Raw genomic sequence first — 22,719 nt, 5'->3', positions numbered from 1 at the left:
ACCGATTTTATTCTGAATGCAATCCGGCGTTAGCATTCAGAATAATGTTCATATCCGGTAAGAAGGTATCCAGTCTTTTTTATATAACCAAGCAACCGTACTTAAGAGAGCAGCGGGAATTCTCTTGGGGAAAAGCCGCTTGCAATATACCTGTCTGTACGCCCTTTTCAGGTTTCCCCATTGTCTGCAGTTTTTCTTTTGTCTAAAACGCGCAACATCAATAATCTTTATTTTATTTTCAGTAGTGATGAAAATATTTCGCAAGTGAATATCGGAAGGATTAAGACCTCTGGCAGTTGCCAATGAAAGTGCTCGGTCGATTTCTACTATATGTGTAGACTTAACGACTGTCCCTTGAACTAAACAGTCAAAAAGTGTATCGCCCTCAATGTAATCTATTACGATAAAATTCGTACCTGATGCATAGACGGAAGGATAATAAACAATATCTTGAAGTTGTCCATAAATTTCTGCCTCCTCCTTTGCTATATGGGAAAAAGCGGGGAAATACACTTTCATCGCTTTCATCGTCGACTTTATCCTAAATACAAATGCACTCCTTCCTGTGCCTACGTGCTCTAATGAATCATCATAGTTCAATAAGCAGTTTTCATTATTTATTTGTACTGTTCTAGCTAGTCCTTCGTATGTATCCAAAATTCGACCTCCAGTTAAATTAAAAGAAGTATAACTAATTATCGGTTATACCATCAAAGAATAGACCTCACCTAATAACCGGTAAAATCTTGCAAATAAATATTGTGAAAATAAGGATTCAAGCAGCCAAGCAAGGGTAAAGAAGTCGACAAGAAGAAATTGGAACGACTATTTTGCTTGAAATGAAAACTTTTTATGTCATGGGACGTCTATATGTAGTGGAAATATCCCCTTGCCCATCAAGCTATTAGGTGATATGATACGCGTGCTAAACAATCTCTTTATAGATTTTTATAATTAGGCGGTGAACCATTTGAAGAGAATAGATATGCGAAAGAAGAAAAAAAAGAAAAAGCTCGGTATTATAATCAGTATTGTTGTCGTCTTGCTAGGACTAGGCCTCTACTACTGGTTCGATCAATATAATAAAGGATTGTCACTATCTGAAGATGGGACGTTGAAAGAGCAGAATGAGGACTTCGGCATTTTTGATGGACCGGAACCGCAATTCGGCGAAATCAATATTATGTTGCTCGGCTCGGATGCACGGAAAGATGAAGAAGGCCGATCCGATACACTAATGATAGCGAATTACAATCAAAAAACCGAGAAGGTAAAACTTATTTCGATCATGCGTGATACGTATGTCGAGATTCCTGGCTATGGCATGCAGAAAATGAACTCTGCATACACCCTCGGCGGACCGGAGCTCGTCCGACAGACAATTAAAGAAAACTTCGGCATGGATGTTCATTACTACGCGATGGTCGACTTTAATGGGTTCCCTAAAATTGCGGATATTATAGCACCGGATGGTATTGAAGTAGACATTCCATATACCATGTCACACGGAATTTATATGACGCTGCACCCGGGAGTTCAAAGGCTGCACGGGGACCAGCTATTGGGCTATGTCCGCTTCCGGCATGATAGTCAAAATGACTTCGGACGAGTAGCACGACAACAGGAAGTGCTCTCAAAATTGAAGGAAGAAGCTGTAGGTGTACACAGCTTGATGAATTTACCGAAGTTATTAGGGGCAGCGGATGCCTATATTGATACGAATCTTGATAAGATGACAATGCTTTCAATAGGTAAAGGCATATTAGACAATAAATCCGAAAAAATCGATACACTTCGGATTCCGGTGGACAATTCCTACCGGGACCTTGACGTCAGGGCTGGTCGAGTCTTGGATATTGATTTCGAGAAAAACATTGAGGAATTAACTAAATTCCTGGAAGGCTCGACCGAAATAGTCGATACAAAAGAAAGTGGCTTAAAATAAAAACAAGGTATCCCATTTTTCAGGGATACCTTGTTTTATGTTGTTCTTCTTTTCGGCAGCTCGTCTTCTCTCCTGAAAAACCCGAAAATCCCAACTGTTTGAACGATATTTGTAAAAGCCTGCGGGTCAACTTCATTAATGATCTTCTCAAGATCATATAATTCATACCTTGTGATGACCAAATAGAGCATGCTTTTATCTTCATTGGAATAAGCGCCTTTTGCCGGAACAATTGTAATCCCGCGAACCATCTTCTGATGGATTGCCCGCTGAAGCTCTTCGGCATTATGGGTGATAATCATTGCCGTCACTTTCTCATGACGGGTATGGATCATATCGATGACAGAAGTTGTTACATACAGCGCAACCATCGTATATAATGCATTCTCCGGCTCATACAATATGCCTGCAAGGACAATGATAATTCCATTTAATAATAAAAAATATGTTCCGATTGGTTTGTCCTGCAGACGTGACAACACCATAGCAACAATATCCATTCCACCTGTAGACGCCCCTAGCTTCAGCGAGATGCCTACGCCTACGCCCGCAATCACTCCCCCGAAAACTGCATTCAGGATAATGTCATTTGAAAGTGAAAGAATCGGCAGAATTTCGAGGAATATTGTAGTAAAAACAACCGAGACGATGCTATAAATCGTAAATCCTCTGCCAACCTTGAACCATCCCAAAATAATTACAGGTATGTTGAATAGAAATAGTAGAATACCGGTGCTGATTGAAATATCGATTTGATCAACCAGGATGCTTGAAACAAGCTGAGCAGCCCCTGCGAATCCACTTGCATAGACGTTTGCATTGATCAGGAAAAAATTCAAAGAAACCGCCATTAGCAAAGAGCCGAATATGACGACTAGGATTCGTTTAAATTCAATAAAAAACATAAGTACCTCCTCATCACAGATCAGAATAGCTATTTGATTATACTTCATTTACGAAAAAAATTCCTTGAATGACCATTAAAAAAACACCAGCGAGACTGGTGTCTATGATCTGATCAACTGTTTTTTGTATTCGCTATAGAAAAAAGATGTTATTCCAAATAAAAAGACGAGGGAAGAAAGTCCGACCAATGCCCCTTCCAAGTCAAATCCCTTAAAAAAGGATATTGCTGAAATGCTTGTGATGGAACCTGCAAACAACGCCATTATGATAATACGAAGCATGAACTTCATCCTCTCTACCTTCTCCACGTTTGAGAATCTTTCTCAAATACATTTTACTTGAAATGAGAAGATTTATCAATTAAAAATGAAACACAATAATAAGTATGCTTTAGTTGTATTTGATATGAATTTTCCGATCCGCTATAAAAGAGTCTTGTATTTCGTGTAGCGAAGTATATAATTCAGATTAACAGGTTGCTAAATGAATAGAAACGTGGAGAGATTATGCGCACATACAATGAGAAAATCAGCATTTACCATGGAATGGCTTCGACCATCGCATTAAATTTTTCAAACAACTTTTTTCCGATTTTCGCAATAACCATGCTTAGCGCGACAAATTACCAAGTTGGCTTGATCAGTTCGTTGCCCCCACTAATGGCACTGATCATGACGATTCCTGCTGCAATTCTATTGAATCGGGCACAACAACAGAAAAAGTTAGTCGCTATGTCCGTCCTGATGGCACGACTTATGTTTCTGCTAATCATCGGTATTGTATACTTGCCTTCCCCTTCGATGCATTCTTGGGTTTTTTTAGCCATTATTGCATTCATGAGTTTGCCAAATACAGTTGCCAATATAGGTTGGCAAACTTTCATTAGCGGGCTTGTCGAGGAATCAATGCGTGGAGCATTTTTCAGTGATCGGAATAGATTGTTGACGATTGTCGGATTGATTTCCACGCTTCTAATTGGGATTCTAATGAAAGATGCATCCTCGAGTGTGACAGCCTACCAACTGTTATTTGGGATAGCTTTTTGTTTCGGGATACTCGAAGTCTTCTTATTGCTAAAACATGAGGAAGAACCAACAAAGATAGATGGTTTGACAGCGAAAAAGAAAACGATGGATTGGTCTATTTTCAAGTATAAGAAATACGTAGCATTCCTGATTGCGGCACTCTTCTTTAATTTTGCCTGGCAAATGGCTTGGGGGATTTTCAATATATATCATGTACGATATGTCGGAGTGACAATCTTCTGGGTAAGTATGTTCGCTGTCGGCAACATGTTGGCTCAGTTCCTCTCCTTTCCTCTATGGAAGAACTGGGCGGAAAAAAGGTCGAACACATTAGTTTTTGTATGGGCTGCGATTGGGATGGCGACGACTCCGTTTCTGACGGTACTTTCGACAAATTTGTACTATATTGCACTGGTCCAGACTTCATCGGGATTTTTCCTGGCTGGCATTGTCTTATTATTATTCAATTTGTTATTGGAACAGTCCCCTGATCATGTCAGGACATATTGTATAACGACCTATAATGTTCTGTTGTCGATAGTCGCCTTCGCAGCTCCACAAATCGGCATTTGGTTGCTGGAACAACTAGGTGTTGAAGTGGCTATGTATATTAATTCTGCGTTGCGTCTTTTGAGCGCTGTGTTGTTTTACGTTGTATATGTTAAATTCACAAGGAAACCAAAAGCTTTATATTAAAGACAAAGAGCCCTTTTTCTGGGCTCGCTAAGATTTAACTTTGAGGAGGTTCCGGTGATTGGCAACCATAAGAGTAAGCAAGGCAAAGGAAGCCGTGTTTTTCTAAAATCGGCTTGCTCATAGGACTTGCGTCGACAGTAAGATATCGATATCCCTTTTCCGTTGCTTTATTCGCTCGAACTGATAATAAGGATGAATAATATCCTTTTCCCCGATAATTAGGTAATGTTGAGCCGCCCCATAGGCTTGCGAATGAAGAATTCTTTTCAAAATACATCCATGCAGCACTGACCAGTTGATTTTCATCGTATATTCCATACAGAAAGAGAGATTCAGGGTCATTTTGCTTGTCTCTCCATAACCGGTCCCCTAGTTCTTCATGCGATTCTTCCCAAATGGTATCTATTAGAGATATGATCTCCCGGATTCCCTTCTCATCTTCAATTTCCTTTATATACGTCTGCTCATCCCAATGTGAATGTGGTTGCAAGTCTTTAATTTCCAAAACCATGAGAGATTCCCGAGGTTCAATACTGAAGTTTTCTTCCTCGAGAATTCCCTTTAAATGCTCAGGCTTATCATAACTATACACTTTCCATTCGAATCCTACGCCAAGGCGATTAAAGTGGTTAATCTCTTCCTGAATTACATTCCTTGCATTATCTTCATTGAGATTGGAATGGATAATGAATCCTCTATCTCCATGCATCGAGACATGTCGGACGAGATATTCGTTTTCTTCACGTTGGTAACCGGGGGATTGTAAGTCCCTACGAAGCTCTTTGTCAAAAAGCAACAGCAAATCTTGTTTGTCCAAATGAATCACACCAATCTTATCTAGTAGTACTACTCCCCATACTTTACCATTCGAACCTTCATGATGGAAAGCGCTCAAGCATGGTATATAATTAATACGGTAGAAAGGGGTTTTGTATATGGCAGAACATTATTTTCATCTCAAGGCGAACTGGCCGGGTTTACGCAATGATGTCGGTACAATCGAAACGATGAACTTGAAGAAGGAAGTATCCATACCAACCGAAATGGATGGGCCTGGCATCGGAACGAATCCGGATGAAATGTTGCTTGGTGCAGCCGCAACATGCTATATCATCACGCTAGCCGCGATGATGGAGAGAAGCGGAGTGGAAAAGGAAAGTCTGAAGATGGAATCAATCGGAGTAGTGGACTTCTCAAATGGAGTCGTTACATATAAAAAGATCATACATAAGCCGGAAATTATTTTAGCTGAAGGTATGGCTGACAAGCGGAATATTGTAGAGCGATTGGTTGAAAAAGCGGAAACTTCCTGTATGATCAGCAGGGCTTTGCAAGGAAATGTTGTAGTGACAGTGGAACCAAGCATTAAATAGCAGTAATAGAAAAAGTCTCTTGGTCTTAACTGCCAAGAGACATTAATAGCTAAAAACCGATGGATTACCCCATCGGTTTTTAGGTTATGTTTATGCATTCTGCCACTTCTGAATGAAAAAAGAAGCCGTGCTTTGCAACTTAGGATATCGTTTGGACTTTTTCAAAGCAAAATACAATGTTTTCATGAATTGCAGAATGTTCGTCCGCGCGTGGTAAAAAGATTTGGAGTATCCTTTTTCTGGTGTTTTTCTATCCAATTTATCAAAAATTTGCTCCATCCACTCAATTAAGATTTCTTCAGGATAATCACTTTTTGCCAATGACATAAAGATGGCAGCTAAACGCTCATCCTCATCATCGGTGTAGACGCTGCCTTTCCAAAAGCAAGAAGTCACGCCTTCTAGAATAATGGGAATCAGTCTTTTTTCCAATAAAGGATGACTTGCAATCATCGCGGCTAAATCCGCGCCATGGGCGATGCTATGCGCCCATCCTTTGCCTTCAACAAATCCGCGAGTATCTCGCTCTTGTAATAGATAGGTTGCACACTTCTCCAACGCTTTACTTCTTAGCTCAGAATCCATGAAAGGATGTTCTTGATCCAACCAAAATAATCCGGTAAGCCAAAGCGTTGAAAATGAGCGGATAAACACATCATCAGAGCCCTTTTCACCAATTGATGCGAATAAATATTGGTCTGTGATTAACATTTTAAGAGCACCGGTTAATTGATTCGTGTCCAAATGTTGCCCGTTAAGCAATTTCACGAGCAATCTATAGATTAGTTCATCGCGCAGCTCGCCATCCGGGGATCCAAGATTTGTGAGCATTGCCTCAAAAAGTTCCTCGCCATGTATCTTCATATAGTTTTGACACTGCATATCATCCATTTCCAACACTATTTTCATCTGCTGTTTCATGAGAGACCTCTTTTCCGTGGCTTCATTCATCAAATTCGGATTCCAGCCTCTTCTTGAATTCTTCAGCGGCACTATACCCTTGCTGTTGTAAGTACCAGTTATTCGCTGCGGCTTCAATCAAGCCCGCCACATCTCTTCCAGGCTGCAACTGGATTTGGATATGCGGAATCGGAACGTCCATATATGTCTTGAATTTCGTATCTAATTCAAGTTCATTATTCAATGCATTATCCTTCCATTCGGTCAATTCTATATCGAGCGCAATTCGGCTCTCTTCCTGAAAGGCTGCACGTCCATAAAGCCTGACGACATTGAGAAGGCCAATGCTTCGCAACGCCAGGAATTCCTTGTTCTTTTCGTCATGTGTTCCCAGAAGCGTTTGCGGACTCAGTTTTTTCAGCACGACGATATCGTCTGCAATCAATCGATGTCCCCTGCCAATCAATGTATGTGCCGTTTCACTCTTCCCTACCCCAGACTTGCCACGGAGAAGTATTCCGATCCCCGCTACATTGACGCACACCCCATGGACCGCAATTTCAGGAGCCATTTCTTTCGTGACGTAAGCATCCAGTTTCGCACTCATTTCGCTCGTCGAGTCAGGCGTCCGCAAGACAGGTATATGTTCCTCAGTGCAATATTGCCGTAATCCTAGTGGCTCCGCCTGATTTGAGGTAATGATGATGCACGGCGGATCGTATTGGACAATATTAGCGATTCGATGCTTGCATTCACTATCTGTGAGCGTATGTAAATAATTGATTTCATTCTTTCCAAGAATTTGGACATGCTCTGTTGCAATAAAATCGAATTTATCCATGAATTCCAAGCCCGGTCTTCTGACTTTGGTCTTTTTCAGGATTTTATCTAGCATATGGTGTCCAACAAGAACTTCCAATGAGAATCGCTTTACGATATGTTTGACCGTCACAGTTTTCATATCCAAGCTCACCTCCAGTTTCAAATCGGTATGGTTATTTGTTTCATTTCGTTTAGTATAACATGTTGGAATGCTAATGCATTCCCGAAACCGCATTTCAATTCATCCATTATCATTTTTCACTTTCGGGAAAGACTACCTGTGAATGGAGATGATGTGGATGGGACGCAAAAATCGTATTTTAGTTCCCGAGGCACGCAAACAATTGGATCAACTAAAAGTGGATGTTATGAGATCAAAAGGGTATTCGGTCGATGCCGAACATCCTGATTCAGTTAAATATGAAATTGCCAAAGAATTAGGTATCCCCTTTTCGGATGGAAACAATGGCAAATTAACATCCGAGCAAGCCGGGAAAATTGGTGGACCGATTGGCGGAAATATGGTAAAAGAAATGATCCGGCTTGCACAGGAACAGATGGCAAATAAAAATAGGTAAAGTGAATAAAAAAATTTTCGTAAAAGATGTTTAACTTATGAAGTTTGCGGGTATTTGTAGAGTACAAGGCAGAACGAAAGTGGAGGAGATTGATTGATTGTCGATTCCACGGAGATTTGCACAGCCTTGGCGGAAAATTTGCTTTACTGGCAAGTGGAACACTCGTCCGGGGAATTTTGTTATAGCTCCGGCCACTCACTTTAGTACGGTAAGAGGTAGGTTTTTTGTGGAAGTGCAACTTGAGGCTGATACCCATTATGGTCGGTCACGAAAAGGACCACACTTTTTAAAGTAAGGGATCAGTAAGATCAGACTGCACTGACGGGCGTTTAGGTTTGTCAGGAAGAACGGTTTGAAGCAAGGGAACAAACAATCAAATTTTCCGGTGCGGAAAGAAGAGCATGGTCCGAAGTTTGGATCATGCTCTTTTTATTCGTTTATTTTGCAGGATTACGCATTCCTAGCTTATTTATTTCTTCATGAAATACTTGCGACCCACTTTTTCAACCATTTCTGGTGCAATTCCGTACAGTTTGCTCGTAATACCCATAATTCCGGGCAAATTAATTTCGCGGACGGGTTTTGCGATGGTTTGGACGACCGCATCTGCAACAGTGCCGACTTTCAAAAGATGCTTGCCGAGCGATGAACGATAGTTTCCTGTTCTGTCTGCACCATCTATGAATGGCGTGTCGATCGGACCCGGATGTATGACAGAAACATTGATGCCGAATGGCGCGACTTCCATGCGCAGCGCGTTTGTATATCCGATCAAGGCATGCTTGGATGCTGCATATACAGAAGCCTTTGGCGTCGCTACTTTTCCGGCTTGCGAACCAATGTAAATGAGATGCCCTTCCTGTTGTTCCATCATCTGAGGAAGGACGCGCTTCGTCAGTTCAACAGGAGCAATGAAATTAGTATCCATCATTGAGCGGATCGCTTCGTCAGAGAGTAGATGCGCTGCTTCAAAATGTCCTACTCCAGCTGAAAAAATGACGATGTCCAATGGGCCGGTCTGTCCCAATAGGCTTTGCATCTCTTCTTTATTTGTAATATCAGCAGGAATTGCAATTGCCCCTTCGTTCTGCAACTCCCAAAGTTTGTCCGGAGCCCTTCCAGTTGCAAAAACGGTGTATCGGTCGGTATTTGACAATAGCCGCATTGCAGTTGCATACCCGACACCGCTCGTTGCCCCAGTTATTAAAACTGTCTTACGTTTGTTCATAATACAAAATACCGCCTTCTCCTATCGTTTCTCGTACAAATCCTTTTGATAATAAATAATCCGTTTGCCCGATAGTTTCAGATAATGTCAGACCCAGTTCCCTTTCATAGACAGTGGGGAATAATTGCTGTGTCAGTTCAAAGATCGTCTTGCTTCCTTCATTCAGCATGGCGTGCACCTTCATTGCCCGTTCGTGCTGTTTCAGTAGACGCGATTCGATCAGCGGACGGATATTCCGCACTTCATTTCCATGACCGCCATAAACGACGTCAATCGGCAATTCTAAAAGACGTTTCAACGAGGCATTGTATTGTAATAGTGATTTCGGCCGTTCCGCTTCCCGGTTTGCAGGAGGTTCAATCAAAGGATTGGACGATACTTTTGCAAGAACAAGATCGCCCCCAATCATCTCACCCGTCTTTTCATTAAAAAGTACAATATGACTTTGAGCATGTCCAAGCGTTTCCATGACAATCCAGCCAGGATGGCCTGTCCACTCGTTGCCTTCCCCAATTATCCTGTCCAACGTCCTGTCCCCCATCAAACGGATTGGCCGCTTCATCTTTTCCACCCAATTGAAATAGCTTTCCGGAACGCCCTCTTCTATCAGGCGTTGCAAATAAAAACGGTCGTGGTATTCCATGAATGATTGATCCCTTTTAAGCCAGAGGTCGTTGTACGGATGACCGATCAACTCCGCCTTGTCGAAAGCATCCATCCAACCTGCATGATCGGGGTGGTGATGCGTCAAAATAACCTGCTCTATATCATTAAATGTATAACCGATTTCGTTTAGGCCCCGTTTTAACGCTTCATAGGCTTCTGGAGTTTTAGGTCCCGCGTCTACAAGCGATAAAGCATCTCCTTTTACGACAAATGCATTTACATCCCCGACAGCAAAAGGCGTCGGAATTTCGATTTTATGTATCATATAGGTAAACTCCTTCAAGATCCATCAGATTTAGTAGTAATGAATGGTAATTCAGTCCATTGTACCTCTTTTCCAAAGTCTCGTCACTCTAGATAAACCCATTTTCTTGAAACCTTTACTCACTGAATCCGTAGTATACTATAAAGACAACAACTTTTTTAGAGGGGGACGGATATGGGAATCTTCAATTTTTTCAAAAGCCAATTCATCGAAGTAATAGAATGGACGGACCAAAATACTAATACAATGGTGTACCGCTTCCCGGTACAAAACAATGAAATCAAAATGGGCGCGAGTCTAATCGTCCGCGAATCGCAAGTCGCTGTATTCGTAAATGAGGGAGAAATCGCCGATGTGTTCACTCCTGGACATCATGTCTTATATACGCAAAACTTGCCTGTATTGACGAAGCTTAAATCTTGGAAAACCGGTTTCAATTCTCCCTTCAAGGCTGAAGTCTATTTTGTGAATACAAAGCAGTTCATAAATCAAAAATGGGGAACTTCCAATCCGATCATGATGCGTGACGCTGATTTTGGAATGATTCGCCTGCGCGGCTACGGCATTTATTCATATAGAGTATCCGACGCTGTGCGCTTTTTAAAGGAGCTTTTTGGTACAAACAGTTCATATGATACGAGCAGCATTGAAAATCATTTGAAGAAGATGATTCTATCCGGATTGACGGACCTGTTTGCCGAATCGCAAATTCCGGCGCTTGACCTAGCCATGTATTACGACGAACTGAGCATCCAGGGACGGGAGAAGATGAAAGAGCGCTTCGCCGAATTCGGCTTCGACATCACTTCCCTATATATTGAAAACTTGTCCCTGCCAAAAGAAGTCGAGGAGGCAATGGACAAGCGGACAACGATGGGCGTCCTAGGGAACATGAATACGTATACGCAATACCAGGCCGCAGAAGCTATCCGTGAAGCAGCCCGAAATGAAGGCGGCGGCATGGCTGCAACAGGTGCCGGAATCGGTGCTGGCGCTGCAATCGGTAATGCAATGGCCGGAGCCTTCACTGCGAATCAGCAGACAGCATCTTCGGCAGAACCGGAAAAAAAGGCTTGCCCGCACTGTCAGGCGCAAATTAAGACGACCGCAAAATTCTGCCCGGAATGCGGAAATTCGGTTCAAGAAAAGAAAGTTCCTTGCGTCAATTGCCATACGGAAATTAAAGAAGGAGCGAAATTCTGCGGAGAATGCGGCGCAAAACAAGTGACAGAGAAGAAATGTACGGGATGCGGAGCAATTAATGGTCCCGCTGCAAAGTTTTGTGGAGATTGCGGAGAGGGCCTTGATGGCTAATCGTAACGGGGTGATGGGATGACGAATGTGGAGAATGAATTCGTTGAAGATGGGAAGATTGAAGAAACTGAAGTGAATCAATGTAATTCCTGTGGAGGAAATACCGTATATGACCCTGTTTCCCGCGGTTTGAAATGCCCTTTTTGCGGGACTGAAGTTGAAATTGAAGCCACTCGTGAAAACACGACAGAACATGACTATTTGGATGCATTAGATCTGGCAGACCATAGTTGGAGCAATGAAAAACGGGTGTTCCAATGTGATAATTGCGGAGCGGAAACTCTTTTGGACAATGATAAAGTTGCCGATTTCTGCACCTTTTGCGGTTCTTCTCATATTGCAGTCACGGATCATGATGCAGGTATCAAACCCGCATTGGTGCTTCCCTTTCAAATCTCGAAGGATGAGGCTGTTGAGAAATTCAAAAAATGGATCTCCAAACGATATTTCGCTCCTTCCAGGTTGAAAAAGGATTATGAGCTGAAAAAGATCAATGGAGCCTATATCCCTTATTGGACGTTTGACTCTCATACCAACACCGCTTATACGGTTAGGATCGGCACATATTATTATGTAATGGAGACACGTACGGTCCATCGCGACGGTAAGATGGAGCAAGTTACAGAACAGGTCAGGAAAATCAGATGGCGGACCGAATATGGGACCTATACTAATTTCTTCGATGATGTATTAGTGAAGGCGTCACGCAATGTCGCCTCCGGTTTGATTGATAAAGTGGAGCCTTTTCAACTTGAAGGCTTACTGGACTATAGAACAGAATATTTATCGGGCTTCCTCGCAGAGCGTTATTCGATTCCGTTAAAAGAAGGCTGGTTTTCAGCACGTAGTATTATCGATCATAGGATACGGAATGGCATATTACGTCAGGAAACTGGCGACGAAGTGCGAATTGTGCAGGTGGATACGTCATATGACGACATAACATTCAAACATATTTTACTGCCGCTTTGGATATCCTCCTTCACTTTCAACAATAATGTATACCGGTTCCTTGTGAATGGCCAGACGGGAAAAGTAAGCGGGAAAGCCCCGATCAGTGTGTGGAAAGTTATGTTCATCGTTCTACTTATAGCCCTCCTCGCAGGCACCGTTTATCTATTTCAAGATCTATTGTAATCGTTGACTTTTGTTTGATAACATGCAATAATCACTGTAATTCACAATACGAGAGCGTTGAAGAAGACAAGTAGTGGCAGTGAAGGAAACAGGAAAGCCGGCCAACGACTGAGAGCCGCTATCCCTCTCCTGCCCCGAACCTGCTTCTGAGCTGCCATGGAAACATGGCCGTCCCTTTCACGTTACGAAAGCTAGTAAGTTGTGTTGGATTGACTCCGGCAAATTTAGGTGGTACCGCGGAAACATGCGTTTTCGTCCTGATTATATCGGGACGGAAGCGCTTTTTTTATTCACATGAAAGGACGGATGAGGATGGGAAAGCTAGTGTTCGTAGGAGCCGGCTCCATGGCGGAGGCAATCATTGCTGGTATACTTGCTAATGAAGTCATGCTGCCTGCTGATATATATGTAATGAATAAATCGGATGATGAGAGGCTTGCCCACATGCAGAAAACGTATGGGGTTTCTATCGTTTGTCAGGATCGAATTGCATTGCAGAATGCAGAACTTATCGTATTGGCGACAAAGCCGAAAGACATCAAACTAGCGATGGATGATATTGCCGATTACATCAATGATGATGCGGCTGTTTTATCCGTAATCGCCGGCGTGTCGATCAATACAATTGAGAATGGTCTAGGCTTTCGCCCTATCGCCCGTTCCATGCCAAATACTTCGGCCACCATTGGAAAATCCGCAAGCGGTGTTTCAATGAATGCTTTAGTGAATGTAACTATGCGAAACCGTATTTTAGAACTGCTGTCATCCATTGGTGTTGTGAAAGAAGTCGATGAGGATAAGTTACATATAGTGACGGCTTTATCCGGCAGCGGCCCGGCATATGTTTATTATATGGTGGAGGCATTGGAAGAAGCCGCAATTGCAATTGGGCTTTCCAATGAAGTGGCACGCGAGCTGATCATCCAGACGTTCGAAGGGGCTGCCGCGATGTTACGGCAAACCGGCGAAGAGCCTGAACAGTTACGGAAGAATGTGACAAGCCCGGGCGGAACAACGGAAGCCGGATTAAAGGCTCTTGAGGCTCGTTTATTCAAAGAGACGATTCATGACTGCCTACTAAGTGCGGAAAGGCGTTCGCGGGAACTGGGCGCACTGTCTCAGTGATAAGAAAGAGGAGGTAATCGAATTGGCAAAATTATTTACACCTTATACAATTCGCGGGGTTGAATTTAAAAATCGGATTGTCATGGCACCGATGTGCATGTATTCATGCCATAACTTTGATGGCAAAGTCGAGGATTGGCATAAGATCCATTATGCCACCCGTGCTGTCGGGCAAGTTGGACTCATAATCGTGGAAGCGACAGCTGTATTGCCGGAAGGCAGGATTTCAGATCGCGACCTTGGCATTTGGAGCGATGACCATGTGGAAGGACTTTCCGAAATTGTCCGCCTCATGAAACAACATGGAGCAAAGACTGGCATCCAAATCGCCCATGCAGGCAGAAAGGCTACAGTGGAAGGCGATATTTATGCGCCAAGCGCCATTCGCTTCAATGAACAATATAAAACGCCCGTCGAGATGTCGCTTGCGGAAATCCGTGAAACGATTGACGCTTTTAAGGATGCAGCAATCCGGGCAAAGAAAGCAGGATTTGACGTCATCGAACTGCACGCCGCCCATGGCTATTTAATCAATGAATTCCTTTCGCCGCTGGCAAATGAAAGAACGGACGAATATGGCGGACCTTCCGAAAAACGTTATCGCTTTTTACGCGAGATAATTGATTCTGTTCGTTCGGTCTGGGACGGACCTTTATTCGTACGGATATCTGCAGAAGATTACGCGGATGGCGGAATGTCGACTTCCCAATATATCGAAATGGTAAATTGGATGAAAACACAAGATGTCGATTTGATCGATGTGAGTTCTGGTGCTGTCGTTCCTGCGAAGATCGACGCATACCCTGGCTACCAAGTGCCGTTTTCCGAACAGATCAGAAAAGAAACCGGTATTGCGACAGGTGCCGTCGGTTTGATTACCACGGGGCTGCAAGCTGAGGAGATTTTAAAGAATGAACGCGCAAATGTCGTTCTGCTAGCTCGTGAATTGCTCCGCAATCCGTATTGGCCATATTCCGCCGCGAAGGAATTGGGTGTGGCAATCGAGCCGCCTAAACAGTATGACCGTGGATGGAACTTTTGAAATCTAGAAAAGCTGCCGCTTGTCAACAAGGACTGCGGCAGCTTTACTTTTTAATCAACTGTTCATTTACCCACTCGAAATGGCTGAAGTCTTCTGCAATATGGATGTTCGGGAAAATTGTGCTGCCTTGCTCTTGGAGATTGGCAATATCGGCTGGCATGAAGCGTGCGCTAATATGATTTGCGATTAACGCCTTCACATTTGCCTCTTCAGCTGTCCGTGCAGCATCGCCTATCGTTGAATGTCCATAGTCTTTTGCAAGGTCTCCGGTCTCGTTGTCGAAAGTGGCTTCATGGACGAGAATGTCAGCTTCATTCGCCAATTCAACAGCAGATGAACAGTACTGTGTATCCCCGAGAACAGCTACTGTAAACCCACTTTGCGGTTCACCCGTCACGTCGTCGCTATAAACGATACGCCCATCGTCCAGCTCGACGTCTTCCCCATCTTTCAATCTTTTCAACATAGGTCCTTTTGGAACTCCCGATTCGAATGCCTTCTCTACAAGCAGCTTGCCAGGCAACGGCTTCTGCTCGATTCTAAAACCGTAACATTGGATAACATGCTGGAGTTCTTGTGTACGTACTATGAATTGATCATCTTCAAAGATTACGCCTTCTTCAATCTCTTCGATTTTCAAAGGGTACGTCAAATGTGTTTTCGTTACACGAAGAGAGGTCAAGATCCATTCTCTAATTCCTACAGGTCCGTAAATGACCAATTCTTCTTCGCCGCCTAAAAACGAACGGGATCCAAGGAAACCGGGTAACCCAAAAATATGATCGCCATGCAGATGTGTAATAAAAATCTTATTTATTTTCCGTGGTTTTATGGAAGTTCTAAGCAATTGATGCTGAGTAGCCTCTCCGCAATCAAACATCCAATAGCCGGCTTGCTCTGCAGATAGGTTAAGAATCAGAGACGATGTATTCCGTTGCTTTGATGGCATGCCGGCTCCGGTTCCTAAGAAAAACAATTCCAATTTAATCGCCTACCTTTCTCTTAGCCCCCGTTTAACGGAATTCGGACCGAATTTCTTCTCGAGTTCCGAGACGAGATCATCCAGTTTCGCTTCTTTGGCATACAGTTCGAAATTATCGAATGATAATTGCTCATTCAATTCGTTCATCGGAATGACATTTGAAACCGTAATACCTAGAAGCCGAATCGGATCTCTTTCCCAATGCCGTTGAAACAGTTCAGCGGCTTCCTTGTACAAATCTTCCGCTTTATAAAGCGGATTAAGTACTGTACGGCTTCTCGTGAAGTTTCGCCAGTCTGATGTCCTCATTTGGATCATGACGACCGTGCCCGCTAGTTGCAGCCTGTCTAGTCGCTGTGCGACTTTAACAGATAACCGCTTGAATATTTCAAGGCATACAGACAGTTCCGTTTCGTCGACCGGCAATGTCGTTGAGCTGCCGACACTTTTTCTTTCCTCCGCCGCATCCGGATCGACTGGCCGGTAATCAATCCCGTTTGCCCGGTTTCGCAGTCTGTTGCCGTTTTTGCCCAATTTGCTTTTGATTATTGTTTCGTCTGCTTTCGCCAAATCACCGATAGTCATTATGCCGAGCTCATTCAAGCGTTTTTCAGTGCTTTGGCCGACCCCATGCATTTCTATGACAGGCAACGGCCAGATGACATCGGGCACTTGCCTTTTCCGTAAAATCGTTATCCCCATCGGTTTTTTCATATCTGAAGCAGTCTTCGCCAAAAACTTATTCGGAGCGATTCCGATGGAGCAAGGCAGATCCAATTCATGAAAGATTCGCCGTTGCATATGTTCTGCAATCTGCACGGCATTTGTCAACCCACCTATATCTGTTATGTCGATATACGCTTCATCGATCGAAACAGGCTCGACTAGATCTGTATATGATCTCAAAATCGTAAAAACAGCGTTGGAGGCAACCCGGTATTTTTCAAAGTCGGGCGGCACGATGACAAGATCCGGACAAATCCGTCTAGCCTCGCCGACAGACATCGTCGTGTAAATGCCAAGCGCCCTCGCCTCGTATGAGCACGTGACCAGAATGCCGCGTCGCTCTTTAGGATTTCCAGCAACCGCCATCGGTATCCCTTTCAATTTCGGATCATACGCCTGTTCGACGGAAGCGAAAAAGCTGTTCATATCAAGATGAAGAATGACTTTCGCCTGTGTATTCGGGACAGATGTCATTTGCCTCACCTCCATCGCTTCATTCAAAAAACCGGATGGATGAAGCCATCCGGTACTACATCATTTCTCTATTATTGTTTGCATATATTGCCCGATTTGATCCATCCCCGTCAATGTACGTGAGAGAATTTCAGCATCGACAACGGTGATCAACCGATCTTCCAGATTTGCGACTGTCTTGAAATATGGCGTTTTTGAATAGGCCATCAAACCTGATGAAGTCAACTTACTTTCAGGGATATCCAATATCTCTTTTGCGTCAAGAACGAGCAATCCAATAAACAGCTTTTCGGTTTGCACGACTACAATCCTTGCATTCGGATCATTTTTTGCCGAATTTCCGTAAAGAATCTGTTGGAAATCCAAAATCGGAACCAATTCACCTCTGATTTTCATCAATCCGAGCATATAATCGGGCAGATGCGGGATCGGATTTGTCCGTTCCAGTTTTTCAATCGAGACGACTGTATCGACGGGCAAAGCGTATTCCTCTTGACCGCATTGAATGATAACCGCTTTCATATCGCTCATCACTCATATCCCCTTAGTCGAAGCAACGCGTACAATTTCAATCAATAATTCAGTGAGTTTATTCAATTCTTCCACTGGCATCCGCTCGTTCTTTGTATGGATTTCCTCATAGCCGACCGATAATGTCACAGTCGGCACGCCTGCTCCATTGAATACATTGCCGTCGCTTCCGCCACCGCTTGTCATGAGTTCAGGTTCTCTTCCTACATTACGGATCGCTTCCATTGCCGTTTGCACAACTTCCGCATCTTCATCGAAGCTGAAACCAGGGTACATAAGCTTAACTTCCGTTACAGCATTACCGCCCATAGCAGCTGCCGTCTTTTCAAATGTTTCCACCATATGGGCAGTCTGTTTTTCCAGCTTATCTTCATTGATGGAGCGGGCTTCCGCTAAAATCCTGACTTCGTCACAAACGATATTCGTCGCCTGTCCGCCTTCGAAACGCCCGATATTTGCAGTCGTCTCCGAATCCACACGGCCAAGCGTCATCGCTGCAATCGACTTGGCAGCGATATTGATTGCTGAAACGCCTTTCTCAGGAGCCACTCCGGCGTGGGCCGTCTTGCCATGTATCGTCGTCCATAGTTTGGCCTGATAAGGGGCTGCAGTTACAATGCCGCCTACTTTCCCATCACTGTCTACAGCATAACCATATTTGGCTTTAAACAGCGATGGATCCATCGCCTTCGCTCCCACTAGTCCGCTTTCTTCGCCTGCCGTTATGATGAATTGGATATCCCCGTGCGGTATATTTTCTTCTTTCAACACTCTTGCCATTTCAAATAAAGCGGCAATTCCAGCTTTATCATCCGCACCTAAAATCGTCGTTCCATCCGAATAAATGTATCCGTCCTCACGCAATTCAGGCTTGATCCCCTTGCCTGGAACGACCGTATCCATATGGCAAGTAAAGTAGATCGGATCAGCACTTTCGACGGTGCCCTTCAATGTTGCGATCAAGTTTCCCGCGCCATGTCCAGTGACTTCTTTTGTGTCGTCTTCAATAACTGTAAAACCGAGACTCTCCATTTTCTCCTTCAGTACATTTACAATTCCTTCTTCATGCTTCGTTTCGGAATCAATTTGTACTAGCTCAAAAAACTCATCCAATAGCCGTTGTGCATTCACTATGCATCTCTCTCCTTCGTCTTCGTTCCTTTACAATGGTATGTTGCCGTGCTTTTTCTTCGGTCTCGTCTCTTGCTTATTCCTCATCATTTCAAGCGCCTGCAAAAGTTTGATGCGTGTCTCCCTTGGATCTATCACATCATCTACCATCCCGTGGGAAGCAGCGACGTACGGGTTGGCAAACTTCGCCCTATACTCTTCGATTTTGTCAGCCCTCGTCGAATCCGGGTCATCGCTATTTGCAATTTCACGTGCAAATATGATGTTTGCTGCCCCTTCCGCACCCATGACGGCTATTTCCGCATTCGGCCATGCATAGACAACATCCGCGCCGATCGCCTTCGAGTTCAATGCGACATAGGCACCCCCGAACGCTTTCCGCAAGATGACAGTAATTTTCGGAACTGTCGCTTCCGAATAGGCATAAAGGATTTTCGCGCCATGGCGGATGATCCCACCATGCTCCTGCTTTACTCCCGGGAAGAAACCGGTGACGTCTTCAAACGTAATTAGCGGGATATTAAATGAATCACATGTGCGTATGAATCGGGCAATCTTATCGGACGAATTGATATCAAGCCCTCCTGCCATCACTTTCGGCTGGTTGCATATCAACCCTACCGACTCGCCTCTCATCCTGGCGAAACCGACAACCGCATTCTTTGCAAATTCCGCCTGCACTTCGAGAAACGAATTTTCATCAACGACTTGTTCGATGACTTTGCGTACATCGTAAGGGCGAATCGTTTCGTAAGGGACGACATCCGCCAGATCGTTTCGATAATTTTCTTCCGACTCGGTTTCGAGCATAGGAGTCTTTTCATTATTGTTTTGCGGAAGATAGGATAGGAGATGACGCACTTGTTCCAAAACCGTCTTCTCATCTTTGCCGCGGAAATGGGCGTTCCCGCTAATGGAATTATGTACTTTCGATCCACCCAAATCTTCGGATGAAATCTTCTCACCTGTCACCGTTTCAATGACTTTCGGGCCAGTTATGAACATTTGGCTCGTTTCGTCCGTCATGAATACGAAATCGGTGATGGCAGGAGAATAGACCGCCCCACCCGCACATGGCCCTAAAATGACGGAAATTTGAGGGATGACCCCGGAATAAATCGCATTGCGATAAAAGATTTCACCGTAGCCATCGAGTGAAACGACACCTTCCTGAATTCGTGCGCCTCCTGAATCGTTCAAACCGATGAATGGTGCGCCATTCTTCGCGGCCAAGTCCATGACGTTCGCAATTTTCATGGCGTGCATTTCTCCAAGAGCGCCGCCAAAAACTGTGAAGTCTTGTGAGAAAAGGTAAACCGGACGTCCGTCAATCTTCCCGTATCCTGTCACGACGCCGTCTCCTGGCCCAATCTGCTTGTCCATGCCAAAATCACGAGTCCTATGTATGACAAAAGGATTCAACTCGACAAATGAACCTTCGTCCAGCAATAGATTGATCCGTTCCCTGGCTGTCAATTTCCCCTTTTCATGCTGCCTGGCGATCCGCTCATCTCCTCCGCCTAGTTCGATCTCCCGTTTCCTGTCGTATAATTCATTGATTTTATCATAAATGTCCATTCGGCTTATCCCCTTTGTCGCATAGTTCATACAGCACCCCAAAAGATGATTTCGGATGCAGGAAGGCAACTTCAGCACCACCTGCGCCGGGCTTGGGCTCCTCTTGCAGCAATTGCACGCCTTTTTCCTTCAACTCTTCCATTCTTATCCGTATGTCAGAAACACCGAACGCAATATGATGGATGCCTTCCCCGCGTTTCTCAAGGAATTTCGCAATCGCTCCATCTTCTCCGATTGGCTCAAGGAGCTCAATCTTACAATTTCCAGCATCGATAAATGCAACTTTCACTTTTTGACTTTCAACTTCTTCAATTCCAAGCAATTTCAATCCTAATGTTTCTATGTAATATGGCAGCGCATTATTCAAATCGTTAATGGCAATTCCGATATGATCCACTTTTTTCATTTGAACGCCTCCTTCAATCCATTGTAACGTTTTCTATTTAAATCCGCTACATCTTGAGAATTTTAGGGAATCTGTTAAAATGGAAGTATCTATAATGCGAGGAGATTTGTCCGATGAGCAATAAAAAAGTACAAAAAGTCGTTGTCTATTTAATGATTGCCGCTATGGTCGCTTCAAGTGTCCTGATTGGTTTGAGCGTTCTTTTATAAGTGTAAAAAAAAACAGTCCCGAGGGACTGTTTTTTATATTTCCTCACAATGCTCTTCAAATTGGCTTTGCAGGTTTGTAACGACGGACATCGGATCATGTCCTTCAATTTCATAGCGTCCGACTTCTGCAACAACCTTCCCGTCTTTCAATAAAGCAAAAGATGGGGATGAAGGAAGATGGTCTTCACCGAAAATCATGCGTGCATATGCAGTCGCTTCCTTATCTTGACCCGCAAAAACAGTAACTAGGTGATCCGGCCGTTTATCGTAATGAACAGCATGTGCTGCAGCAGGTCGCGCAATTCCGCCTGCACATCCACAAACGGAGTTCACCATGACGAGCGTCGTTCCTGGTCGTTTGAATGCCGCTTCCACTTCCTCGGGAGTTGTCAGTTGCTCATACCCGCTTGCTTCCATTTCAGACCGTGCTTGCTTCGTAATATCTTCCATATAAAAGTTGAAATCCATAGTCATTCGGATCGGCCCCTTTCAAAATATATTTTCATCATAGCAGTTGGCTGGTACACTTGCAAAAAACCGGACTTAAAAACATAGTCGGATGTCTTGCCGAACATGCTTGCATTGAAGTCACTTCATGGGAAGTATCTTATCAACCGCACTTGCAACTGTCATTTCACCTGTAAGCAGCTGTTTTTCGAGTTCGGTAACCAACTCTTTTTTCCCTTGCTGCGAAAAGAAACTATCGATCAATCGATCCCTTATCATTGAATGGAACCAATCTTTCGTCTGGGACTGCCTTCTTTCTCTCCAGACTCCGCTTGCCTTCATTTCGACCTGGAACGTTTTAATTGTTTCCCACACTGTTTTAAAGCCGGTGCGTTCCAGCGATGACACAGGCAATGCAGTCGTCGTCCATCCTAGGGTTGCCGGCTGGAGGAAATGGAGAAGTTGGCGGTACTCCCTTACCGTCTTACTAGCGAGTTTTACGTTATCTCCATCAGCTTTGTGGACGATCATACAATCAGCTAATTCCATGATCCCTTTTTTCATGCCTTGAAGCTCATCACCTGCACCTGTCAAAACGAGCAACATGAAGAAATCGACCATTCCCCTAACAACGGTTTCACTTTGGCCGACGCCGACCGTTTCAATGAGAATGATGTCATATCCTGCAGCTTCGCAAAGCAGCATCGTTTCACGCGTCTTTTTATGCACGCCTCCGAGAGTTCCGGAAGACGGCGAAGGACGGATGAAGGCGTTCGGATGTTTTGCGAGTGCCTCCATTCTAGTCTTATCGCCTAAAATGCTCCCGCCTGTCACTGTCGAACTCGGATCGATGGCAAGCACAGCGACCTTATGTCCGGCTTCAGCCAATTGAAGTCCAAACGTTTCTATAAATGTACTCTTTCCCGCACCGGGCACTCCAGTGACACCGATCCGAATGCTGTTTCCTGTATTCGGCAGCAATCTCTTTAATAATTCCTGCCCTGCCTTCTGATCCGGTTCCGCCTGGCTTTCCAGAAGGGTGATCGCCTTTGATAAGTGCAGTCTTGAGCCTTTGCTGATTTCTTCATACAATCCATTGATGTCAATATTCTTTTCTTTTCTCACAAATCGTTTGCGCTTATGCGCCACCATGCCATCATGCCGCGACTCAATGCCGTTCATTACATGCATTGCACTGTCATTCTGGAAATGT

Annotated in this window: 25 protein-coding genes; 9 read left to right on the top strand and 16 right to left on the bottom strand. The window is 44.1% G+C overall.

Annotated elements, in window-relative coordinates; all coding sequences use genetic code 11:
* Positions 1-48 precede the first annotated feature (48 nt).
* Positions 49-657 carry a protein kinase family protein gene (locus M3191_RS10625; protein WP_251700353.1) on the bottom strand — a complete coding sequence of 203 codons (609 nt, stop codon included), beginning with the start codon at positions 655-657 and terminating at the stop codon, positions 49-51.
* A 304-nt stretch (positions 658-961) separates the two neighbouring features.
* On the opposite strand from M3191_RS10625, the gene M3191_RS10620 reads away from it, so the two are divergent.
* Entirely contained in the window at positions 962-1,945 is a 984-nt protein-coding gene (locus M3191_RS10620) for an LCP family protein (protein ID WP_353056521.1), read from the top strand.
* A 35-nt stretch (positions 1,946-1,980) separates the two neighbouring features.
* Here the strand turns inward: M3191_RS10620 and M3191_RS10615 are convergent, their stop codons facing one another.
* Entirely contained in the window at positions 1,981-2,850 is an 870-nt protein-coding gene (locus M3191_RS10615; RefSeq protein WP_251694481.1) for a YitT family protein, read from the bottom strand.
* Between the two features lie 102 nt (positions 2,851-2,952).
* A complete protein-coding gene (locus tag M3191_RS10610; RefSeq protein ID WP_251700351.1) occupies positions 2,953-3,141 on the bottom strand; it encodes a hypothetical protein in 189 nt (62 codons plus the stop codon).
* 216 nt (positions 3,142-3,357) lie between these two features.
* Between M3191_RS10610 and M3191_RS10605 the strand changes: the two genes are divergently transcribed.
* On the top strand, positions 3,358-4,572 hold the full coding sequence (locus M3191_RS10605) for an MFS transporter (RefSeq protein WP_251700350.1): 1,215 nt from the start codon (positions 3,358-3,360) through the stop codon (positions 4,570-4,572).
* A gap of 34 nt (positions 4,573-4,606) precedes the next feature.
* Here M3191_RS10605 and M3191_RS10600 read toward each other — a convergent pair whose 3' ends face one another.
* Complete coding sequence (locus M3191_RS10600) at positions 4,607-5,398, bottom strand: GNAT family N-acetyltransferase (protein WP_435368152.1); 792 nt, start codon at positions 5,396-5,398, stop codon at positions 4,607-4,609.
* A 109-nt stretch (positions 5,399-5,507) separates the two neighbouring features.
* Here M3191_RS10600 and M3191_RS10595 point away from each other — a divergent pair, with 109 nt between their 5' ends.
* The gene (locus M3191_RS10595) at positions 5,508-5,945 is read left to right on the top strand and encodes an OsmC family protein (RefSeq protein WP_251700348.1); all 438 of its coding nucleotides are present in this window, start codon (positions 5,508-5,510) and stop codon (positions 5,943-5,945) included.
* A 90-nt stretch (positions 5,946-6,035) separates the two neighbouring features.
* Here M3191_RS10595 and M3191_RS10590 read toward each other — a convergent pair whose 3' ends face one another.
* Entirely contained in the window at positions 6,036-6,866 is an 831-nt protein-coding gene (locus tag M3191_RS10590) for a DUF2785 domain-containing protein (RefSeq protein ID WP_251700347.1), read from the bottom strand.
* Between the two features lie 22 nt (positions 6,867-6,888).
* Positions 6,889-7,806 (bottom strand): HPr(Ser) kinase/phosphatase, encoded by a 918-nt coding sequence (gene hprK / locus M3191_RS10585; protein ID WP_251700346.1) that lies wholly within the window; start codon positions 7,804-7,806, stop codon positions 6,889-6,891.
* 160 nt (positions 7,807-7,966) lie between these two features.
* Between hprK and M3191_RS10580 the strand changes: the two genes are divergently transcribed.
* A complete protein-coding gene (locus tag M3191_RS10580) occupies positions 7,967-8,245 on the top strand; it encodes an alpha/beta-type small acid-soluble spore protein (protein ID WP_251700345.1) in 279 nt (92 codons plus the stop codon).
* A 469-nt stretch (positions 8,246-8,714) separates the two neighbouring features.
* Here M3191_RS10580 and M3191_RS10575 read toward each other — a convergent pair whose 3' ends face one another.
* Both M3191_RS10575 and M3191_RS10570 read right to left on the bottom strand, forming a co-directional pair.
* Positions 8,715-9,473 carry an SDR family NAD(P)-dependent oxidoreductase gene (locus tag M3191_RS10575; RefSeq protein WP_251700344.1) on the bottom strand — a complete coding sequence of 253 codons (759 nt, stop codon included), beginning with the start codon at positions 9,471-9,473 and terminating at the stop codon, positions 8,715-8,717.
* Positions 9,460-10,404: an MBL fold metallo-hydrolase gene (locus M3191_RS10570; protein ID WP_251700343.1), complete on the bottom strand. Its 945-nt coding sequence runs from the start codon at positions 10,402-10,404 to the stop codon at positions 9,460-9,462. The genes M3191_RS10575 and M3191_RS10570 overlap by 14 nt, the downstream gene beginning before the upstream one ends.
* Positions 10,405-10,578: 174 nt before the next feature.
* Between M3191_RS10570 and M3191_RS10565 the strand changes: the two genes are divergently transcribed.
* From M3191_RS10565 to namA, 4 genes are all read left to right on the top strand, one after another.
* Positions 10,579-11,718: an SPFH domain-containing protein gene (locus M3191_RS10565; protein ID WP_251700342.1), complete on the top strand. Its 1,140-nt coding sequence runs from the start codon at positions 10,579-10,581 to the stop codon at positions 11,716-11,718.
* Between the two features lie 18 nt (positions 11,719-11,736).
* Positions 11,737-12,855 carry a hydrogenase maturation nickel metallochaperone HypA gene (locus M3191_RS10560; protein WP_251700341.1) on the top strand — a complete coding sequence of 373 codons (1,119 nt, stop codon included), beginning with the start codon at positions 11,737-11,739 and terminating at the stop codon, positions 12,853-12,855.
* A 312-nt stretch (positions 12,856-13,167) separates the two neighbouring features.
* Complete coding sequence (proC, locus tag M3191_RS10555) at positions 13,168-13,980, top strand: pyrroline-5-carboxylate reductase (protein WP_251700340.1); 813 nt, start codon at positions 13,168-13,170, stop codon at positions 13,978-13,980.
* A 22-nt stretch (positions 13,981-14,002) separates the two neighbouring features.
* Positions 14,003-15,022, top strand: coding sequence for an NADPH dehydrogenase NamA (gene namA, locus M3191_RS10550; RefSeq protein ID WP_285853309.1), 1,020 nt, complete (start codon positions 14,003-14,005; stop codon positions 15,020-15,022).
* 43 nt (positions 15,023-15,065) lie between these two features.
* On the opposite strand, the gene rnz is transcribed toward namA, so the two are convergent.
* Genes rnz through mce form a run of 6 tightly spaced genes read right to left on the bottom strand, consistent with a single transcriptional unit; the run spans position 15,066 to position 20,850 of the window.
* Positions 15,066-16,004 (bottom strand): ribonuclease Z, encoded by a 939-nt coding sequence (rnz, locus tag M3191_RS10545; RefSeq protein ID WP_251700339.1) that lies wholly within the window; start codon positions 16,002-16,004, stop codon positions 15,066-15,068.
* A gap of 9 nt (positions 16,005-16,013) precedes the next feature.
* Positions 16,014-17,204, bottom strand: coding sequence for a DNA polymerase IV (locus M3191_RS10540; protein ID WP_251700338.1), 1,191 nt, complete (start codon positions 17,202-17,204; stop codon positions 16,014-16,016).
* Between the two features lie 60 nt (positions 17,205-17,264).
* Positions 17,265-17,735, bottom strand: a complete 471-nt coding sequence (locus tag M3191_RS10535; RefSeq protein WP_251700337.1) for a chemotaxis protein CheW — start codon at positions 17,733-17,735, stop codon at positions 17,265-17,267.
* Positions 17,736-17,738: 3 nt separating this feature from the next.
* Entirely contained in the window at positions 17,739-18,866 is a 1,128-nt protein-coding gene (locus M3191_RS10530) for a M20/M25/M40 family metallo-hydrolase (RefSeq protein WP_251700336.1), read from the bottom strand.
* Between the two features lie 30 nt (positions 18,867-18,896).
* Entirely contained in the window at positions 18,897-20,444 is a 1,548-nt protein-coding gene (locus M3191_RS10525) for an acyl-CoA carboxylase subunit beta (RefSeq protein WP_251700335.1), read from the bottom strand.
* The gene (mce, locus tag M3191_RS10520) at positions 20,431-20,850 is read right to left on the bottom strand and encodes a methylmalonyl-CoA epimerase (RefSeq protein WP_251700334.1); all 420 of its coding nucleotides are present in this window, start codon (positions 20,848-20,850) and stop codon (positions 20,431-20,433) included. Before mce ends, M3191_RS10525 begins: the two co-directional genes overlap by 14 nt.
* Before the next feature lie 113 nt (positions 20,851-20,963).
* Here mce and prli42 point away from each other — a divergent pair, with 113 nt between their 5' ends.
* The gene (gene prli42 / locus M3191_RS10515) at positions 20,964-21,059 is read left to right on the top strand and encodes a stressosome-associated protein Prli42 (protein ID WP_251700333.1); all 96 of its coding nucleotides are present in this window, start codon (positions 20,964-20,966) and stop codon (positions 21,057-21,059) included.
* 33 nt (positions 21,060-21,092) lie between these two features.
* On the opposite strand, the gene M3191_RS10510 is transcribed toward prli42, so the two are convergent.
* Entirely contained in the window at positions 21,093-21,533 is a 441-nt protein-coding gene (locus tag M3191_RS10510; RefSeq protein WP_251624480.1) for a BrxA/BrxB family bacilliredoxin, read from the bottom strand.
* 114 nt (positions 21,534-21,647) lie between these two features.
* Positions 21,648-22,697, bottom strand: a complete 1,050-nt coding sequence (gene meaB, locus M3191_RS10505; RefSeq protein WP_251700521.1) for a methylmalonyl Co-A mutase-associated GTPase MeaB — start codon at positions 22,695-22,697, stop codon at positions 21,648-21,650.
* Between the last annotated feature and the right edge of the window lie 22 nt (positions 22,698-22,719).

This window comes from Sporosarcina luteola (genome assembly GCF_023715535.1).
GTDB lineage: Bacteria > Bacillota > Bacilli > Bacillales_A > Planococcaceae > Sporosarcina > Sporosarcina luteola_B.
The sequence above is the reverse complement of the archived record's forward strand: the minus strand, read 5'-3'. Positions and strand labels throughout refer to the sequence as shown.

Bases quoted from the DNA above. Each gene is read 5' to 3' on its own strand.
- M3191_RS10590 (WP_251700347.1), bottom strand. From the start codon at position 6,866: ATGAAACAGCAGATGAAAATAGTGTTGGAAATGGATGATATGCAGTGT.
- M3191_RS10575 (WP_251700344.1), bottom strand. From the start codon at position 9,473: ATGAACAAACGTAAGACAGTTTTAATAACTGGGGCAACGAGCGGTGTC.
- M3191_RS10510 (WP_251624480.1), bottom strand. From the start codon at position 21,533: ATGACTATGGATTTCAACTTTTATATGGAAGATATTACGAAGCAAGCA.
- M3191_RS10525 (WP_251700335.1), bottom strand. From the start codon at position 20,444: ATGGACATTTATGATAAAATCAATGAATTATACGACAGGAAACGGGAG.
- M3191_RS10615 (WP_251694481.1), bottom strand. From the start codon at position 2,850: ATGTTTTTTATTGAATTTAAACGAATCCTAGTCGTCATATTCGGCTCT.
- M3191_RS10565 (WP_251700342.1), top strand. From the start codon at position 10,579: ATGGGAATCTTCAATTTTTTCAAAAGCCAATTCATCGAAGTAATAGAA.
- M3191_RS10570 (WP_251700343.1), bottom strand. From the start codon at position 10,404: ATGATACATAAAATCGAAATTCCGACGCCTTTTGCTGTCGGGGATGTA.
- proC (WP_251700340.1), top strand. From the start codon at position 13,168: ATGGGAAAGCTAGTGTTCGTAGGAGCCGGCTCCATGGCGGAGGCAATC.
- mce (WP_251700334.1), bottom strand. From the start codon at position 20,850: ATGAAAAAAGTGGATCATATCGGAATTGCCATTAACGATTTGAATAAT.
- meaB (WP_251700521.1), bottom strand. From the start codon at position 22,697: ATGCATGTAATGAACGGCATTGAGTCGCGGCATGATGGCATGGTGGCG.
- hprK (WP_251700346.1), bottom strand. From the start codon at position 7,806: ATGAAAACTGTGACGGTCAAACATATCGTAAAGCGATTCTCATTGGAA.
- M3191_RS10595 (WP_251700348.1), top strand. From the start codon at position 5,508: ATGGCAGAACATTATTTTCATCTCAAGGCGAACTGGCCGGGTTTACGC.
- M3191_RS10610 (WP_251700351.1), bottom strand. From the start codon at position 3,141: ATGAAGTTCATGCTTCGTATTATCATAATGGCGTTGTTTGCAGGTTCC.
- prli42 (WP_251700333.1), top strand. From the start codon at position 20,964: ATGAGCAATAAAAAAGTACAAAAAGTCGTTGTCTATTTAATGATTGCC.
- M3191_RS10540 (WP_251700338.1), bottom strand. From the start codon at position 17,204: ATGACATCTGTCCCGAATACACAGGCGAAAGTCATTCTTCATCTTGAT.
- M3191_RS10605 (WP_251700350.1), top strand. From the start codon at position 3,358: ATGCGCACATACAATGAGAAAATCAGCATTTACCATGGAATGGCTTCG.
- M3191_RS10535 (WP_251700337.1), bottom strand. From the start codon at position 17,735: ATGAGCGATATGAAAGCGGTTATCATTCAATGCGGTCAAGAGGAATAC.
- M3191_RS10560 (WP_251700341.1), top strand. From the start codon at position 11,737: ATGACGAATGTGGAGAATGAATTCGTTGAAGATGGGAAGATTGAAGAA.
- M3191_RS10580 (WP_251700345.1), top strand. From the start codon at position 7,967: ATGGGACGCAAAAATCGTATTTTAGTTCCCGAGGCACGCAAACAATTG.